Origin of the sequence: Oceanobacillus manasiensis, from assembly GCF_000724085.1 — a bacterium.
Lineage (GTDB): Bacteria > Bacillota > Bacilli > Bacillales > Amphibacillaceae > Oceanobacillus_B > Oceanobacillus_B manasiensis.
Genome location: NZ_CCDL010000005.1, coordinates 1 through 17,818 on the forward strand (window position 1 = coordinate 1; position 17,818 = coordinate 17,818).

At 39.3% G+C, this 17,818-nt stretch carries 15 protein-coding genes and 1 pseudogene; 5 read left to right on the top strand and 11 right to left on the bottom strand.

Annotated features, from left to right (window positions below; all coding sequences use genetic code 11):
• Together BN985_RS18015 and BN985_RS18020 are read left to right on the top strand one after the other, a co-directional pair.
• Positions 1-1,067 (top strand): annotated as a pseudogene (locus BN985_RS18015) (collagen-like protein); the annotation flags it as partial.
• A 135-nt stretch (positions 1,068-1,202) separates the two neighbouring features.
• The gene (locus BN985_RS18020) at positions 1,203-2,423 is read left to right on the top strand and encodes an EAL domain-containing protein (RefSeq protein WP_332257517.1); all 1,221 of its coding nucleotides are present in this window, start codon (positions 1,203-1,205) and stop codon (positions 2,421-2,423) included.
• 71 nt (positions 2,424-2,494) lie between these two features.
• Here the strand turns inward: BN985_RS18020 and BN985_RS18025 are convergent, their stop codons facing one another.
• Genes BN985_RS18025 through BN985_RS18035 form a run of 3 tightly spaced genes read right to left on the bottom strand, consistent with a single transcriptional unit; the run spans position 2,495 to position 3,964 of the window.
• Positions 2,495-3,166 carry a uracil-DNA glycosylase gene (locus BN985_RS18025; protein WP_042225352.1) on the bottom strand — a complete coding sequence of 224 codons (672 nt, stop codon included), beginning with the start codon at positions 3,164-3,166 and terminating at the stop codon, positions 2,495-2,497.
• Positions 3,167-3,212: 46 nt separating this feature from the next.
• Positions 3,213-3,563 (bottom strand): DMT family transporter, encoded by a 351-nt coding sequence (locus tag BN985_RS18030; protein ID WP_042225353.1) that lies wholly within the window; start codon positions 3,561-3,563, stop codon positions 3,213-3,215.
• 17 nt (positions 3,564-3,580) lie between these two features.
• Complete coding sequence (locus tag BN985_RS18035) at positions 3,581-3,964, bottom strand: DMT family transporter (protein ID WP_332257519.1); 384 nt, start codon at positions 3,962-3,964, stop codon at positions 3,581-3,583.
• A 156-nt stretch (positions 3,965-4,120) separates the two neighbouring features.
• On the opposite strand from BN985_RS18035, the gene BN985_RS18040 reads away from it, so the two are divergent.
• Together BN985_RS18040 and BN985_RS18045 are read left to right on the top strand one after the other, a co-directional pair.
• The gene (locus BN985_RS18040; RefSeq protein WP_036577212.1) at positions 4,121-4,294 is read left to right on the top strand and encodes a hypothetical protein; all 174 of its coding nucleotides are present in this window, start codon (positions 4,121-4,123) and stop codon (positions 4,292-4,294) included.
• A gap of 173 nt (positions 4,295-4,467) precedes the next feature.
• Positions 4,468-5,295 carry a methyl-accepting chemotaxis protein gene (locus tag BN985_RS18045; protein ID WP_042225356.1) on the top strand — a complete coding sequence of 276 codons (828 nt, stop codon included), beginning with the start codon at positions 4,468-4,470 and terminating at the stop codon, positions 5,293-5,295.
• 594 nt (positions 5,296-5,889) lie between these two features.
• On the opposite strand, the gene hxlB is transcribed toward BN985_RS18045, so the two are convergent.
• Together hxlB and hxlA are read right to left on the bottom strand one after the other, a co-directional pair.
• Positions 5,890-6,447 (bottom strand): 6-phospho-3-hexuloisomerase, encoded by a 558-nt coding sequence (hxlB, locus tag BN985_RS18050; RefSeq protein WP_042225357.1) that lies wholly within the window; start codon positions 6,445-6,447, stop codon positions 5,890-5,892.
• 6 nt (positions 6,448-6,453) lie between these two features.
• Positions 6,454-7,086, bottom strand: a complete 633-nt coding sequence (hxlA, locus tag BN985_RS18055) for a 3-hexulose-6-phosphate synthase (RefSeq protein WP_042225359.1) — start codon at positions 7,084-7,086, stop codon at positions 6,454-6,456.
• Positions 7,087-7,281: 195 nt separating this feature from the next.
• Between hxlA and BN985_RS18060 the strand changes: the two genes are divergently transcribed.
• The gene (locus BN985_RS18060; RefSeq protein ID WP_042225361.1) at positions 7,282-7,635 is read left to right on the top strand and encodes a winged helix-turn-helix transcriptional regulator; all 354 of its coding nucleotides are present in this window, start codon (positions 7,282-7,284) and stop codon (positions 7,633-7,635) included.
• A gap of 45 nt (positions 7,636-7,680) precedes the next feature.
• Here BN985_RS18060 and BN985_RS18065 read toward each other — a convergent pair whose 3' ends face one another.
• The 6 genes from BN985_RS18065 to BN985_RS18090 form a co-directional block, all read right to left on the bottom strand.
• Positions 7,681-8,586, bottom strand: coding sequence for a hypothetical protein (locus tag BN985_RS18065; protein WP_042225362.1), 906 nt, complete (start codon positions 8,584-8,586; stop codon positions 7,681-7,683).
• Between the two features lie 173 nt (positions 8,587-8,759).
• Positions 8,760-11,819, bottom strand: coding sequence for an efflux RND transporter permease subunit (locus tag BN985_RS18070; RefSeq protein WP_042225363.1), 3,060 nt, complete (start codon positions 11,817-11,819; stop codon positions 8,760-8,762).
• 597 nt (positions 11,820-12,416) lie between these two features.
• Complete coding sequence (gene ltrA, locus BN985_RS18075; RefSeq protein ID WP_198029994.1) at positions 12,417-13,685, bottom strand: group II intron reverse transcriptase/maturase; 1,269 nt, start codon at positions 13,683-13,685, stop codon at positions 12,417-12,419.
• Between the two features lie 638 nt (positions 13,686-14,323).
• Positions 14,324-14,605: a hypothetical protein gene (locus BN985_RS18080; protein WP_042225364.1), complete on the bottom strand. Its 282-nt coding sequence runs from the start codon at positions 14,603-14,605 to the stop codon at positions 14,324-14,326.
• A 260-nt stretch (positions 14,606-14,865) separates the two neighbouring features.
• Entirely contained in the window at positions 14,866-16,155 is a 1,290-nt protein-coding gene (locus tag BN985_RS18085) for a hypothetical protein (RefSeq protein ID WP_042225366.1), read from the bottom strand.
• 4 nt (positions 16,156-16,159) lie between these two features.
• Positions 16,160-17,764, bottom strand: a complete 1,605-nt coding sequence (locus tag BN985_RS18090) for a hypothetical protein (protein WP_042225368.1) — start codon at positions 17,762-17,764, stop codon at positions 16,160-16,162.
• Positions 17,765-17,818 lie beyond the last annotated feature (54 nt).

Below are 17,818 nucleotides of genomic sequence, written 5' to 3' on the forward strand. Positions count from 1 at the left end.
CCGGCGTTACTGGACCTACCGGCATTACTGGGCCGACCGGCGTAACCGGGCCAACGGGTATTACTGGACCCACTGGCATCACTGGAACTACCGGCATTACTGGACCAACTGGTATTACTGGACCGACCGGCGTCACGGGGCCGACTGGTATTACTGGACCTACTGGCATCACGGGGCCTACTGGCGTCACTGGTGCTACCGGCGTTACAGGAGCTACGGGAATCACTGGGCCGACCGGCATCACTGGACCTACTGGTGTTACTGGAGCTACCGGCGTTACTGGAACTACCGGCATCACGGGGCCTACTGGCGTAACAGGGCCGACCGGAACCACAGGACCTACCGGCATTACTGGGCCGACGGGCATCATTGGACCTACCGGCATCACGGGGCCTACTGGCATTACTGGAGCTACGGGTGTCACAGGACCTACTGGCGTTACGGGGCCGACGGGCATCACTGGACCTACCGGGATTACTGGACCTACTGGCGTCACAGGGCCTACGGGGATTACTGGGACGACTGGCACAACAGGACCTACTGGTGTTATAGGACCAACAGGGGTAGCAGGACCTACCTTAGCTGCTACTGGTTTTTCCGCTAGGAGAGTAGCTCCAGCTGCAGTTACCGGTTCCACACAACTTGGTAACTGGATCGTAACTGCACCAAACTATACTGGGCCAGGCTTTAACGCTACTACAGGAAGCTACACAGTACCTGCCACAGGGAGATACTCCCTTAAGGCAACAGTCAGCTACCAAACTTTAGCAACTATTTCGGCACAAATAGGAGCAGGCGTCAATCCTGCCTTCTCCATTCGTCGTATTTCTCCAACCCCCACAGAATTAGTTTCAGGTTTGTTCCCTGTCCTAAACGTAAATATAGCTCTGCTACTAAATTTACGAGTAATACTAGGTAACGGCACCGTTACGTTAACAGGAGACGTGACACTAAATGCTGGCGATGTTATTGGCTTATTTTATGAAGCAAGCGGATTAACCATTGGTCTTAATATTGGCAGCTCTTCTCCATCAGGTACAGTATTCTCTGTTTTCAGAATCACGTAAAATATTTCATTATAACACAAACTGGCATTTACAAAATGTCAGTTTGTGTACATTGATTTCCTAAGCCGCACCAAGTGAAATTAAAGAAATCATCTTTCTCACATGCTATAATACATATAACAAGAGACGGAGGTGATGGATTTGGATCCTTTAGATATCATGATGAATCAAGATCAAGTAGTTCCTTATTTTTCTCCAATTATTAGTGCGGAAAATCAATTAATAATTGGCTATGAGTTGAAACCATATTACAAGGATTCCGACATGCTCAGCCTAGACTGGTTTTTTAAGGATGACTCCATTCCAAGTGAATTTCGCTTAGAGTTAAATACGATTATCCAGCAAAAAGCCTTAGATCTCTTCTTCAACACAGAGCAGTCAACGCTATTATTTATAAATTATAATGCCAAGTTATTACTAAATGACAACGGGGAAACATTGCTAAATTTATTGCAAAACTACGCCGATCGAGGTCTAAACTTAAACAGGCTTGTATTAGAGATTTCTGCTGACTATGTAATCCAACACATTGATTCTTACAAGCACCTACTAGCTTATATTCAAACACTTGGCATACGTCTCGCAATTGATGATGCAGGAAACCAAAATGGAAACTTGGAACGATTGGCGATGATTAAACCAAATATTTTAAAAGTAGATACCTCTTTTTTAGAAGAGGATGCATTACCACATCTCTATCAAGACGTGCATCATTTACTCTCTATGTTCTCAAGGAAAATTGGTGCTACACTGCTGTTTAAAGGCATAGCAACATTCCAACAGTTAAATTATGCTTGGCGAAATGGCGGGCGTTACTATCAAGGAAACTACTTCGCGAAAGAAGTACCTGAATTTGTTGCAACAGATTGTTATAAGAAGAAAATAAAAAAGGATTTTCACCATTTCATAACTTTTGAGCAGAAAAAAATGAAAGCGCAGCTTGATTTGACTGAATCAATAAACAACCAAATAAGTAAAAGCCTGAAAAAATTAAATACGGAAGACCATTATGATAAAACGATACTTACCATTGCAAATGATTGTGATCCTATTACATTCCGTGTTTACATATGTGATCAGGCAGGCTATCAACTTTCTTCTAACGCAGAGAAAAATAGTGGTGGCGAGTGGAAATTACACTATGAAGGAAGACAAAAGAACTGGAGCTGGCGTCCTTACTTTTTTGAAAATATTATGCGCATGAACATTGAAAAAAAAGGCATACTTTCCGACTTATATACAGATATAGAACGAGACGAACGTATAAGAACATACTCTTTCCCTATCTCAGATGATGTATTTATTTTTATCGATATCCCATATGACTTTTTATATGAACAGGAAGGTCTTCTATAAATATCTTTTCCAGTAGTAATATTAAAAAAAGGAGCTGTTTTAAACAGCCCTTTCCCGCTACATTATACTTTTTACAATGACCAATCAATCCCTTTTATTCCATGCTTCTCTAGTATTTCGCTTGTACGAGAGAATGGTTTACTTCCAAAGAAACCACGATAAGCAGATAACGGACTAGGGTGAGGCCCTTTTATAATATAGTGCCTATTTGTATCAATTAGTGACTCTTTTTTCTGAGCTGCTGAGCCCCACAGAATGTATACTACTGGGGTCTCTTTATTATTCAGTATTTCAATCACCCGATTTGTAAACCGCTCCCAACCCATACCTCTATGTGAATGTGCCTCTCCCTTTCTTACCGTCAAAACATTATTCAGGAGCAACACGCCCTGCTCTGCCCAATCAATCAAGTACCCATGATTTGGTATAGGTACATCTAAATCATCCTGCAGCTCTTTAAATATATTTCGCAAAGATGGTGGAACACTTACCTGAGGATTCACGGAAAAACTTAGGCCGTGTGCCTGGTTAGGACCATGGTATGGATCCTGCCCTAGAATGACTACTTTTACTTTTTCATAAGGAGTGAAGTGAAGCGCATTAAAAATGTCTTCCTTATCCGGATAAACGATGTGCTTTGCATACTCCTCTTTCAAAATTGTGCGCAGCTCTTGATAGTATTCTTTTGAGAATTCATCTTGCAGCAATGGAGCCCAGTCATTTTTTAGAATGTCTTTTCCCATGTTAGGCTTCTCCCCCTTTGTGATGTTTATTGATTTCCGTCAAGTACTAGCGAGAAGGTTCTGTTTCTTGTTCTTTCCCTGTTGAAGCGTTCATTAAAACGACACCACCAACAATTAGGGCAAGACCAACAAACGTAATCGCATTAAAAGGATCCTGCCAAATTGCAATACCGAGAATAGCCGTTAATGCCGTACCTACCCCGGACCAAATCGCATAAGCTAAGCTCAGAGGAAGTTCCTTAAGAGAGACAGATAAAAAGTAAAACGCTGATCCAAACCCTGCCACTACTCCAAATAGTGGAAGCAATTCTGTAAATCCGTTAGATAATTTGATCATCGTCGTACCAAACACTTCACTAATAATCGCAATAGATAAAGCCATATAACCCTTATTCATTATTTATCTCCTCTATTCTAGTGACTAGGATTAGCAAGTCTAAGTAAGATCACGCCTGCAATGATACATATAATGCCAGCAGCCTTTTTTGTATTCAATTTCTCGCGCCAAAAAATAATCCCTACTAAGGTAATCAAAGCCGTACCAACACCAGCCCATATCGCATAAGCATTACCGAGGGGAAGAGTTTTTAAGGCAATGGATAAACAATAAAAGGCGAATCCAAAACCGACAATAACCCCTATTGACGGAACTAATCTTTTAAATCCATTAGAAACTTTAAGCATGGAACTACCAAAAACTTCAAATAAAATAGCCATCGTTAACCAAATGTACGCATTCACTTTTCCACCACCGACTTCTTTTTTCTTAAACTTTGATTGAAAAACTGTTAAATAAATGGCCTTTCATTACTTCCAGTTACCCGTTTCTTTTCTTCCAACATCTTTTCCATCATACCGTTAGGACTGTTTTTTTAGCAAGCATCCTATCTGCTTAAATGGTGATACTACTTACTGGTACCTCACGTACCATAACTCGATGTAGGAGGAGATTGAATGGAAATTCGCGAAGGATTTATTCCAACCACACTAGGAACCGCCGTCACAACAACAGGCTATATTCTTAAAAAGCAAAAGAACGCCAATGACATGTTAGCAAACACCATTTTCGGCTTTGGATTAGCCCATGTGGTCTTAGGAACAATTGACCTCATACAACATCGACGTTAAATATTTGGAGGAGACCTTCTCTATAAGGTCCTCCTCCTCTTTTTCTACATTATCTTCTTATTACCTATCTCTCCAGTCCTCTTCTATTATCATAAATTACGAAAAAAATAATTATTAAAGATTAAATACTCTTCTGTCGATATACTAGGGGAACACCAAGAGGAGGTTATATTATGAATAAAGTAGAGGCATTTATCTCGTCCATACCGTATATGAAAATAGTATCTAGAGAAGAGATCATGATAACCGTTTTTGATCATGAAAAATATCTCCACTACGAACCTAGTTCAGAACTGGATTTCAAGCATAAACCCGGTGACTCTTTACCAGAGGCATATCTAAACTACGCTATGGTAAACAAAACAGGAACGACAGTAGTTAAAGTACCAAAAGAGGAATTTGGTGTACCATTTGATAGTATTTCATTTGCGATAAAGGATGAAGCTGGTGAAATTCTTGCGGGAGTTAATGTTGCTGTTAGTAAAACTAAAGAGGAAACATTTAATCGGATCATTCAAACGGTTGATTCAATCTCAGAATCCCTTCTGGCAAAAGTTCAACATATAGCAGCACACGCTGAGGAGCTTTCTGCAACATCTGACCAAATTTCGGATAATACAAAAAACACTGTGGAATATTCCTCCAACATTACAAGTGTAACTGGGACCATTAAAGGAATTAGTGAACAAATTAACCTCCTCGGTCTAAATGCGGCGATTGAGGCGGCTAGAGTCGGAAGTGCTGGAGCTGGCTTCGGAGTCGTGGCAGAGGAAGTAAGAAAATTAGCAGCAGAATCTAAAAATGCTACAGCTAGTATAGAAGAAACACTTCAACAAATTCAAAACTCTATTAACCAAATGCAAGGAGACTTTAACGATATAGCAAGTTCTTCTCAAGAAGAAGCAAAGCTTGTCTCTGAATTCATGAGCGAGATAGAAAATCTTACAACTGCGTCGGGAGAGTTAAAAGCGTACATGCAAGAAAATATTGAAACGAAATAGAAAAATGTTCTCCTCTTCTTAAACTATAAAAAGAAGAGGATTTTTTATGAAACAAAATCCTTTGGTAAGGTCCTACTCATTACCCTTATGACGTGTATTTTTCTAGAAATTCTTCCTCTTTTGCACGTCATCACCTTTATGAAGTGCATTGTGACAGGATTACTTCAGCTTTTTGCACGTCATAACCTCTATGAAGTGCATTGTGACAGGATTACTTCAGCTTTTTGCACGTCATAACCTTTATGAAGTGCATTTTGACAGGATTGCTTTTGCTTTTTGCACGTCATAATCTCTATGAAGTGCATTTTGCCAGGATTTCTTTCGCCTTTTGCACATCATCACCTTTATGAAGTGCATTTTGCCAGGATTTCTTTCGCCTTTTGCACGTCATAACTACCGAACACTCAAACATATAAATTATAAAGCTGCTCTATCCAGAAGCGTCTGAACTTACCTCCCTCTTGGCGAATGTATAATCAGGGTACGGTTGTGCGTCTCGCTATATGGTCAGCAAAAAGCTTCTAACCAAGTTAGACATTTACTGGACTCATCTTCAACTCAAATAAAACTGCACCCAATAATAGGGTGCAGTTTCTATTCTAAATTAGCATGTTTGCCATACATCTGTTTTGAGTAAAGCTCTTTCTTCTCCATAAAACGCAGAATTACAGCATCATAAAAGAGTAAGGAGGTTTGTTCAAAGAGAGATCCCATCGGTTGGATGGTTTCATATTGACCTTTTTCCTGATCTTTCGGTGCACCTGGTAGAATAACCTTAAGATCAGCAAGCCGTCCAATCGTTGACTGTGGTGATAACGTTACGGCTGCTACTTTACCACCTAAGCTCTTAGCTTTTTCCACAATGGGCACCAACGTTTTCGTTTCACCGGATCCTGTCCCTACAATTAGTAAATCACCTTCTTGTAGGTTGGCCGTTACCGTTTCTCCAACTGCATAGGCATCAATCCCCATATGCATCATGCGCATAACAAAGGATTTCCCCATAAAACCAGACCGTCCTGCGCCAGCTATAAATACTTTATTAGCTGCAACGATAGCCTCGACTAATTTCTCAGACTCTTCTTCTGAGATAGATTGCGTTGTACTTTCTAGTTCACGGATAATCTCTTCAAAGTATTGCGTCGTTTTCATCTTCCATTACCCTTTGTTAATTAGTTCTTTAATCTCGGCTGCTGTCGCTTTTTTATCTTCTTTTGAAGTGATACCGCCACCTACAATAACAAGGTCTGGCTGAGCTTTAACTACTTCCGGAAGTGTCTCAAGCTTAATACCACCAGCAATCGCTGTTTTCGCATTTTTAACAACACCTTTAATCGTACGTAGATCCTCAAAAGAATCCTTGCCTTCAGCTTGCAGGTCATACCCAGTGTGGACACATATATAATCTGCACCAAGATGGTCAAGTTCTTTAGCACGTGTTTCGATATCTTTCACTGCAATCATGTCTACAAGAATTTCTTTCCCTGCTTCTTTTGCTGCTTCCACCGCTCCACGAATAGAGCTATCTTCTGCTGCACCAAGGATCGTAACAATATCGGCACCCGCGTTTGAAGCTTGCTCTACTTCATAACCAGCTGCGTCCATAATTTTCACATCAGCAAGCACCGTTAAGCTTGGATAAGCTTCTTTTATTTTTCGAACAGCCTCATGGCCAAATTTGTTAATAATAGGTGTTCCAATTTCTACAATATCAATAGAATCTTGAACTTCAGATACAAGTTCAATCGCTTCTGGTATGTTTACTAGATCTAACGCTAACTGTAATTTCATCTTTTTATTTCCCCTTTACATCATAATATTTCACAGCAAGAATAGAATGCTCAAAAACGAATTGATTTACTCAGCTGCTTAAAAAGGATTATACTTTCTATAAAATGAATTGAGAAGTACGCACTTTCATTACAGATAGTGCAAAAAAGTATACTGTCCAACTCCATTTAAATAAAAAGAAAGGGATTGATAAACTTGCCTAATTTCGCTGAAAAAACCTTTAACTGTGAAAAGGAATTAACTCTTTCTGTCATAGGTGGTAAATGGAAAATGCTAATCATTTGGCATTTAGGAAAAAAAGGAACGAAACGCTTCGGTGAGTTAAAAACCCTTATGCCTGGGATCACCCAACGAATGTTGACGAATCAACTACGCGAACTTGAAGCGCATTATATTATACACCGCGAAGTCTATCCTGTTGTTCCACCAAAAGTAGAATACTCGCTAACAGCGTATGGAACCAGACTAATGCCTATTTTGGATGCAATGTATGAATGGGGAAAAGATTACATGGAAGAAGTGTTACACGAAGACAAAATGATTAAATAATAACACAAAACCACTACTTGTCTTGAAGTGTAGTGGTTTTGCTTCTTAAAGCGAAATATTAATCGACGTTCCAGTTCCAACGCTTTCTTCTGTTTCTATATTTATAGGAGATGAAGTAATATCAATCGTTACATTGCTGATTTGTTCTGAAGGTGAGTGGGTTTCATTTAACATGTATACCAACGTGGCATTCTTTGGTGTCGTACTGGTGTAATCTCCGTCTGTCCTGCCACTGAACATATCATGAGCGGTTAACTGATGGCCATTCATACCAATTGTGGTGCTTGCAAAAAAGAAACGAATGGGAAGATCACTTGTGTTCTGCAAAACTGCGTCCACTTGCAAAAACCTCACCTCATCACCTGAAATACCAGCTATCGACGCTTCTGTTACTTCTCCACTGACAAGACTGACATTTTTAATTTGTATGTTTATAGGCCCGACCTTGACATTGCCTGCTTCTGTTGCTTTTTCTATTGTAAAAACACCAGTCGCATTTTCCACTGTCTGACCCGGATTGCCATCCACCGCAAATTGCCCTCGTGGATAGTGATTAAACATATCAGCTGGCTTTTCAATTTCTTTCTCTGTAGCTACTGCCCCCTCTGCCTCCGTCTTTTCTTCCGGCGCTGTTTCAGTTTTCGACTCCTCTTCACTTTTAGTCTCTTCCTCAGCTTCAGGTCCAGGTTCTTCGGTTTCTGGTTCGCTCGCTCTCTCTGCATTTTCTGCCTTTTCTTTGGCATTTTGGTCTTTGCCCTCAGAGTCAGAACTGGCGGGTTCTGCTTTATCACTTACTTCATCTTTATCGAGAACTATTTCTTCTTTCTTCAATTCTTCCTGCTGGCTAAGCTCAGCCATTGAAACCTCTTTTATGTTTTCCTGCTGATTTAAGTCACAACCTACTAACGTTATAGTAGCCATAATCCCTATAGCTACAAAAGATTTGTACAACCTATTTCCCCCTAATATCTTATGTATTCTTTTCAGAATAACAGACTCACAAGTATGGAAACAAGGGCACTACTAGTTTTGTATTATAGCGTTATATTTAAAAGGAAATTCCATTTAAAAAGAAAGGGCCCTAGCAGCCCTTTCTTTTTGTGTTTCAGTATGCTTTCGTTATCTTATACCATGTTACTGTCTGTTTTCTTTCTTCTAAAACGATAGAACACGAGGTAAAGCATTGGTACCATTATCAGGGTTAAGATCGCCGAGAAGAGAATACCAGATATAATCGTAACAGCAAGTGGTGTAAAGAGAGCATCTCCACTTACAGCTACTGGAATTAAGGCAACAATCGACGTAATGGCGGTTAAAAGAATTGGTCGTAGTCGCACACGACCAGACTCAATCACTGCTTCTTTTACATCCATTCCTTTTTTCAAGGATTGTTCAATAAATTCGATTAACACAATCGAGTTTCTCACCACAATACCTGTGAGGGATACCATTCCCATGACACCTAGGAAACTAATTGGTGTTTGGGTAACAAATAAGCCCAGAATAGCGCCCGATATTGCAAGGTATACTGCAACAAGAACAAGAAACGGTAAAGAAAGGGAATTAAATTGAAAAGCAATTAATAGATACACTAGGAAAAGCACGATAATAAAGAGTACGGTAATTTCCATAAAGAAATCACTTTGCTCTTCGTTCTCTCCACCCAATGTAATGCTATAATCAGAATCATCAAGCTGCTCCCTTTGTTTTTCTACAATTTCACTTACGTTTGCTTCATAATTATCCTCATTTTCTGGAAAGGCTCGAAGCGTAATGGAGCGTTCGCCATCAATGTGCGGAATGATTTGCAGTTTCTCTCCCTCTTCTGGGCTCACAAGCTCATCCAACGAAATAAGTTCCGGTGGTCCATTTGTCGAGGCAGCAGGAACTTCTAGCGTAGACAGATCAATCGTATCCTCACCTTCAAGCAGGATCTTCATGTCTCGTTTAACTACACCATCATCAAGTGAGCTCAGCGGAATCCCCTCTGTCGCTAGTCGTATTTGCTGACTAATTTGATTAACGCTAATGCCATTCTCTTCAAGCTCTTCACGATTCGGGACATATTCTATAGATGGTTCAAATTCCCCTACATTATCAACAACAATATCAGTCTCTAATCCTTCAATGTCTTTCGTTAGTTCATCTCTTAGTTCAATTAATTGCTCCATCTCTGGGCCACTCACCGTAACGGTGACAGGAGCACCGGCTGGCGGTCCCTGCTGAATGGTATCCATAAATATCTCAGCGTCAGGGTATTCGCTACGAAGTTTGTCTGTCCAGTCATCTATCAGCCCTTGAGTTGTTTGATTTTTCCGATCTACTCTGGCTACAATCTGACCAGTATTCTCACCAGTCCTCGATAGTGAACTATTAAAGAGACCAGGAGTCCCTGTTCCGGTAAAGACACTCGTTTCATATACACCATCATCCGTTTTTAATCTTTCTTCCATTTCTTGAAGCACATTGTGTGTCTCTTCAATCGGTGTACCGATTGGCAATGTTATATCTACCGTTACTTCTTCCTTATCTGCTGGTGGGAAGAATTCAAATGGCGTCAAGAAGACTAATCCGAAGATTGCGGTTGTAAGAAAGAGCCCAATAATAGAAACAATAAGCGGCTTCTTGGAAAACTTGTTTAAAAGCTTATCGGCATACAAATCAGCAAGTTTATTTAAAGGCTTTCCAATAAGACCTGGTGCGTCTGACATAGTTTTTTTCGATCGACGGTTAAGTAAATAACGAAAAATCGGTACAAAGATAAGCGCTACCAACGTTGAGGCTATAATAGTTGATATCAGAACTGTCGGTAGGGCACGGATAAATGCACCATTTCCCCCGGATAGAAAAATAAGTGGTAGGAAAGTAAAAACAATGGCAAAAGAAGAAGTTACGATGGATACCCAAATCTCTTTCACACCATTGACTGCCCCCATTAATCCTTTATCCCCAAGTTTGTACCTTCGTTGAATATTATCATTAATAACAATGGAGTCATCCACGATAATACCAAGTGCAATAATAATTCCAATAACAGAGATTTGATTAAGATCAACGTTCGTGAATTGTAATGGAATTAACCCAGTCAATACAGATATTGGTACAGCAAGTGCTACTACCAATGCACCAGAAGCAGACAGTCCAAGAGCTGCTGCAACAATAACGGCTAATACTGATATCGCAAGCGATTGGAATAATCCATCGAAAATATTTGTTACAATGGATGCCTGCGAATAATATGACTCTAGTTGTACATTAGAAGGTAGACCATCTTCAAGTTCATTCACTTTGTTATCTACTCGTTCATCAACAGTGGGGATATCCTCGCCTTTTTTCACATAAGCCGTGAAGGAAATAGAAGGCTTCCCTTCAAATGTAATAAGATCTTCAAGCTCTTTTGAACTAACCTCCACATTTGCAATGTCTTTTAAGTAAACAGAATCGCCCGCTGGATTTTTTCCAACGTACACTTCTTCCATCTGCTCCAAGGTATCATAGTTATCTACCGAAAGCTGTACCACTTCCTCCTCCACATCTTGCTTACCTAAAGGTGTAGGAGAATACTCATTATTAATAGCAGTTTGCAAGTCACCCGGATTAAGCCCTGCTTCTTTCAACTCCTCCTGGTTTACGCTAATCAGGATTTGTTTCTCAGGTAATCCCTTGATGGTAACACCTGCAACCCCTGGTAATGCTTCTACTTCATCTTTCCATTTGTTCAATTCATTACCTAAAGGTAGCAGGTTGTCACGTGTATCACTTGTGAGATGGTAGGAGACAACGGGTGATTGAGACATCGATTCATTAATTTCTGGTTCAAGTGCCTCATCCGGGAAGGAAGTTGACGCACTGGAAACAGCTTGATTTATGTCTGCGAATACCTCACTTCTACTCGCCCCCTCTTCCACTTCTACCACTACATTAGAAAAGCCAGCTGACGAAGTCGAGTTCAATTCTGCAATACCATCTACAGAACGTAATGCGTCTTCAATTGGGTTTGTAATGGATCGCTCTACTGTATTTACCGTGGCACCAGGATAGACCGTGTTAATGGTGCCCACATTCGGTGTCGTTTCAGGAATTTCCCTTTGTGGCAGCTGAAAGAAAGTAAACACACCTACTATAACAAACAATAAAATAAATAGTATAAAGAGCTTAGAACGCCTTAAAATCCAATTCAACATTTTAGAGTCTCCTTTTTTCGTTTTGACTCTTATTTTATAACACAACGCACTCACACTTATCAATTGATAAGTTGTTTGATTATAACATGTGGTAAAAGAAATATGGGAAGATTGTTGAGTTATTTTTCTATACTAACAACGTTAGAAAACCGAACGACTTCGAATGTTGTCAATTCGAATGCTCGTTCGGTTCCTCCTTCCTCGCTTCACTACTAACAAGGTTTTCTTTAGATTTTTTTGCATTCAGCTAGCTTTACTTAATATCTTTTTTACAAATTCAATTTCACTTCGTATTTCTCCAGACCTTTTGCTCTCATTACACTTAAGCAACAAATAAGTTAAATATGTTAGGTCCCTCCGAAAGTAAAATGTTTCATATTCATTTAACAACATATACCTCCTTCCGTTTCAAATCACTTCTATAATCATTTTTCCGATAATGAAAAAAATAAACGGTTTATTTTTCTGCACGTTAAATAAGTAGGGATGTATCTGAACCATACTAGGAGCAGGGCGGTGAAATCGAGTAGGAGACTAATCATTAATTGATTAGTCGACCTCTCACACCACCGTACGTACGGTTCCGTATACGGCGGTTCAATAGTTTGAGTATGTGCGCTCATATAAATGGTTAAGGTCTTTCAGACCCCATTGTATGAGCGTTTTAAGTTTAATCGCTTTATGGAGAGTTTCGCTATGCGAAACTCTCCAGTAACCTTTTCGGGTATTGGCAACTTTCCAAGCTTCCTCTTCCGTTATTCCTAACTGTTTCAATCGGATGAATCGGGTTTTGATTTTCTTCCAACGTTTCCAAACAAGCTGTCTTAGTCGGTGGTTTAACCACTGGGCCGTTTTCTTTATAAAACTTTTCATAAAGCTGATTCCATAATAGTTAATCCACCCAACGGTGACTTGGTTAATTTCTTTGGCGATTTCTTCGAACTCTCCTGGGCGGTTCCGTCTAGTTAGAGTCTTCAGCTTTGATTTAAATTTCTTCTTTGCAGATTTATCGGGACGGCATCTTACTTCTTTGGCTGTACGGTGTATACAGAACCCCAAGAACTTGATTTTTGTGGGAGAACCGACCTTGCTTTTCTTACGGTTAACCGTTAGTTTCAAGTCTGTTTCAAGGTATTTTGTAACACTCTCTAGCACCCGAAAACCCGCTCTATTGCTATTAACGTATATGCAAAAGTCGTCCGCATAGCGTACGAATTTGTGCCCACGTTTCTCTAACTCTTTATCAAGCTGATCCAAGTAGACATTGCTCAAAATCGGTGATAGATTTCCACCTTGAGGTGCCCCCATATCCGAGGAGGAAATGAGTCCCTTCTCCATAATGCCGCTTTTAAGAAATTTCCATATCAACTTTAATACCACTTTGTCCTGTACGAATACCTTCAGGTATTCCATCAGTTTTTGGTGTTGGATTGTATCGAAATAGCTTTTCAAATCACAGTCAACTACCACACGGTAACCTTTTTCGTAGTATTTTGCGGCTTGTTTTATTGCTTGTTTGGCGTTTCTCTTTGGTCGAAACCCGTAACTGTATTGGGAAAAATGGGGATTTATCCTTCCTTCAATGACTTGATAGATAGCTTGTTGAACTACTCGATCGAGTACACAAGGAATGCCCAATTTCCGTTTAGATCCATCGGGTTTAGGAATCTCCACCCGTTTTACAGGTTGAGGCTGATAAGAGCCATCTCTTAATTTCCTTTTAAGTGGCTTGTAGTATTTCTGCATGTGACCAAAAAGCTCGTCTACCGTTATACCATCAATGCCAGGGGCTCCTTTGTTCGCTCTAACTTTCTTGTAAGCTAGATAGAGGTTGTTATCCTCTACTACTTGATCAATTAAACGCATACCATCTCGTTGATTTATTTCTGTGTGGATTGTACTACACACTTCTACATACTCTTCGGTTTCCAACCTATCCCTTTGTAGATAGCCATCTTTCGATGTATTCGGTGGTCTATGCATGATCCACACCTCCATATTTCTTCAAGATTACTATTGTTCAGCCCTTCATCCTTTAGGATTACTATGGCCTCTGCTGACTTCTTACAATTCATCTAGACATCACTGTCTACATTGTTCCTGTGGGAAGTTCCTTCCCTCTTGTCGGGAACCCTTGTAAGACCTCCCCGGGTAAGAGCTATAACCTTCCTCCCATGTAACTGCTGTATTTACTGTATGGAATTCGTGCAGTATTGGACTTCGTTTTGAATTGCAAACTTATCCGTTCCAATTCAGCCTTGTATACAGTTTCTGTTCGTCAGTTCGGGATTTTGCCTCCGGCTTCCTTCAGATTCTACCTCACGGTAGACACCCTTGCCTTCAGCTAACAGTTCCTACTGCCAAGCCTGTAGTGGACTTTCACCACCAAGTTATAGCCCATGCCGGGCACACAACATAAAAACGGCTACTATTATAGTAACCGTTAAATCTATATTATTTTCCGAGATTATCTCAGTCCAATTATCATAATTAATGTCTCAACTTCATACAAGGCCATATAATTCAAGAGACAAATTCTCTGTTGCTTGGACGACTGCTTTCGAAATGTTGTCGTTAAACTTATATGGATCTTCTATCTCTGCCCCATCAATTTTCACATTTACTACTCTCATATCTTTCTTTCTGAAGCCAATCCTTTCTCTAGTTAACTGGCTATTAAATGCAAGGATATTCCGCCCGATTTTTTGTAGCTCCGCTTGAAATTCATTTTCAAAATTATAGTCGGTATAAGTGCTACTATTAAAAATTTTGATTTCTATCTCCATGTCACCGCTCCTTTTTCTTATTTAAAGAAATACTATCAAAATAATCTTTATATAATAACTTATATAGCGGAAGCAAGATGTACTTGGCAGAAATAAAAAGCACCTCTTATAAGATGCCTTTCATAAATTTTATTATATCACCTAAAAACCCTAAAAATTATGCCAAGTGAGTGTATAATTCTATTAATACTAGAATGTTCCACTTAACATCTTCCATTTTTCAAATGTTAATCCAACTATTTATTAATGTGGATCATTTGTTATACTTTATTCATATATTGATCTGTTTCTATTTGTACTTTTCTTATCTCACTTTGAAAATGAGAAGGATGTACGCCGGATTTCGCGATTGTAGCCATCACTGCAGGAAGAATGTCTATGACAAATGTCGTGCCATTTTGAATCGATTTATTAATAGTTATTAATTCTTCTTGCTTGTTAAGTAGATACGCTACTTCTTCTTTATGACGCCGCTCAATATCCTGCCAAATAGAATTGTTTGCTTCTGAGTACTCCATTTCTTCTCTTAATCTAGCTAATTTACGTTTCTTGATTTCTAGCTTCTCATCGATTTGAAAAACAACTTTTTCTATTAAAGCGTCCATTGCTTCCATTACTTCATTTTCTTGTTTTTTTGAGATAAATTTCTTAACCCCAGTAGATAGTCTTCCTCCCTGGCTTGCTCCAGCATACGCTCCAAACATGGCGCCTGTAATACCTCCAGCGGGGCCAAACAACATCGTTCCCATCACAATGCCCGCTTTTTTCCCTATTGCTCCTAAAGCAACCCTTGATGATGTATCACTTACTATATTAAACACCGCTTGATTGATTGCCACCTCATCTTTCCAAACTCGCTTAATATTATGGATAGAACTCACTCCTGCTGCGATCCATGGGAGTTCAAAGTCTAATAAGCCGTCAGCATGTGTAATGGCTGTAGAGGTTGCTTCCAGAACCTCGTCTCGGGAAATGGAAGATACGTAGACATTTGAATTCCCTTCAAAATAGGGGGCAAGCTCTTCATTCACATAAACTGGGATATCGGGATATGTCTCAAGGTGTTCTCTGACACCATCTGGACTCGCCAAGTTCTTCACTTGGAAAGCTTGGCCATCAACTAAAATATCCCACCCCGGATTATTCGATTCCTCAGGAAACTCAATATCATACCCTTTTGCTTGTAACTCAGCAGCTAGCATTTGTTCGGCAACATAGCCTTGCAGCTGAGCCATGTCACCAGTTAAAACCGTTGGATCAATTTGACTAGAGAATTGGTTTAAAGTAAATAGAGATGATAGGTCTTCCGTTCTCGCAAAATCAAGACCTTCCACTACAGTTGGATTAATCATCACAAGGTCATAAATAAACTCCCCAACACTTACCGTAGTAATGGCGCCGGTCTGCTTGAGTTGATCTGGTGTACCAAATAGCATTGATTGCAATCTGCTTTGTTTGTGAGACTTTTCCTCTTCTACTGCGCAACGAAGTGCTTCCTCGTACATTCCTTTATGCCAAAAACCCCAGAAACGTTTATTCCCTATTGCCATGGTGCTACCTCTTTTCACTGACCAATTGTAATTCTTGAGAGGACGTATTTATGTGTTCTAGTCCATAATTTTGTTTTGCCATCGTTTTAATTTCCTGCTTTAATCTGCGCTGGTCTTGATTAACTTGCCCTAACGCAGACACAAGGCTGTTCTTATAATTCATTTTTTCATCTTTGGATTGGCGTAACTCTATAAGTTGCATCATGCCAGCTTCTATTTTCTCCCGTTCCTTTTGTTTAAAAGAACTTGTTGAATCTAATACATCTTGCACCATTTTATTTAAACAAACAGCTACTTTTTTCTCTTCTTCTTTAATATCAAGCGATGATGCAAAATTAGAAAATGTATTACCTATTTTTTTGAAAATACCATCATTTACACAATTTACTTTCTTCCCATGCTGTAGGTTGTGTAACCTGTTTTTAATAGACTTGTATTCCTCCCTATTTTTTCTAAAAGCGTCATTTATCTCTAGTTCTTCTAAATTAATAGTCTTTAAGGCAAAATAAATCTGTTGCTTCTCTTCACCTATTTGTTGTTCCACGTTATTGATTTGAGATTGTAGATTACTTATTTGTTCATACGTCTTACTGATATTGCCCTTTAGTTTCTGTTCAGCAACATCTGCAATTTCTAGTTCAGCATGCAGCTTGTTATACTTTTGGAAACGCTGATTCCACTCAGCTTTAAAGAACTCGAAAGATACTTCATCGCCTCTCTGACTCATAAATGGGAGTGTTATTTGCATGACAATAATAGGCAGAAGCTTTCTCTTTAGTGACTTATTTTGATGGTTGAAAAGCAATGCTCCACCACCTAAAAGTATTGGAGCAATAAATAATGGATTAGCCAAAACTGCTATCGTGGACGTTAACCCTGTATAAACCCCAAATGGTAGTGTAATACCGAAAAACCCAGAAAAAGAAGCGATAATTGAGGTAGCTGTTGTGTAGAATGCAAACCCGCTAATCTCCACAATAATAGCAAATACAATACTCGTTCCACTAGTCGCAATAGCTTTGCTCACCATTTCATCTGTTAGGTCATCAATCCCCAGTTTTTCTTTAATTTTCGCTTGCTGTTCTTCAGGTAAGCTTTGTAAATAGTCATTTACTTGTGAGGCAAACTTCATTTGATCTTTCGTATCGAAATCATGGATACTGTAATCAAGTTCATTAAATACTTTGCTCATTTGGTATTTAACCATCTGCTGTAGTTCTGAGGAATGCAACTCTTTATCTACAAAGACTTTAAACTCTTTGTCCTGTTTTAATAGTTGCTGATAGACTTCACGTGTGATTACGTAGCATTGATCTTCCATTTCTTTAGCTAAAGTATATTTGGTTCCTCTTAATTTTAACAATTTTGTTATCTCAAGGAATAAATCAACTTGAAGTACGTGGTCTTCTACATTGTTGAGTTTCTTGACTTCTTGCTCTAAATGATATGTAAAGTTATCACTTTCTTCCTTTGACAACCTAGATAAAACATCTTTTGTCTTTGATGACAATAAATGACCAATATTGGTTTTTAGGAATAATGCATAAACCATTCGAAGTTCTGTTCCTTTTAAAGTGACGAGACTTTGAGCTAATATCTGACCATCCAAAAATAACACCCCCTACAAATATAATGTAGTGCAATTGTACTATACTTTTTAGAG

What these genes read in the sequence shown, in the direction of transcription:
- BN985_RS18085 (WP_042225366.1), bottom strand. Translation starts at nt 16,155, where the DNA reads ATGGCAATAGGGAATAAACGTTTCTGGGGTTTTTGGCATAAAGGAATG.
- BN985_RS18030 (WP_042225353.1), bottom strand. Translation starts at nt 3,563, where the DNA reads ATGAATAAGGGTTATATGGCTTTATCTATTGCGATTATTAGTGAAGTG.
- BN985_RS18020 (WP_332257517.1), top strand. Translation starts at nt 1,203, where the DNA reads ATGGATTTGGATCCTTTAGATATCATGATGAATCAAGATCAAGTAGTT.
- BN985_RS18045 (WP_042225356.1), top strand. Translation starts at nt 4,468, where the DNA reads ATGAATAAAGTAGAGGCATTTATCTCGTCCATACCGTATATGAAAATA.
- BN985_RS18070 (WP_042225363.1), bottom strand. Translation starts at nt 11,819, where the DNA reads ATGTTGAATTGGATTTTAAGGCGTTCTAAGCTCTTTATACTATTTATT.
- hxlB (WP_042225357.1), bottom strand. Translation starts at nt 6,447, where the DNA reads ATGAAAACGACGCAATACTTTGAAGAGATTATCCGTGAACTAGAAAGT.
- BN985_RS18025 (WP_042225352.1), bottom strand. Translation starts at nt 3,166, where the DNA reads ATGGGAAAAGACATTCTAAAAAATGACTGGGCTCCATTGCTGCAAGAT.
- BN985_RS18040 (WP_036577212.1), top strand. Translation starts at nt 4,121, where the DNA reads ATGGAAATTCGCGAAGGATTTATTCCAACCACACTAGGAACCGCCGTC.
- BN985_RS18080 (WP_042225364.1), bottom strand. Translation starts at nt 14,605, where the DNA reads ATGGAGATAGAAATCAAAATTTTTAATAGTAGCACTTATACCGACTAT.
- hxlA (WP_042225359.1), bottom strand. Translation starts at nt 7,086, where the DNA reads ATGAAATTACAGTTAGCGTTAGATCTAGTAAACATACCAGAAGCGATT.
- ltrA (WP_198029994.1), bottom strand. Translation starts at nt 13,685, where the DNA reads ATGCGTTTAATTGATCAAGTAGTAGAGGATAACAACCTCTATCTAGCT.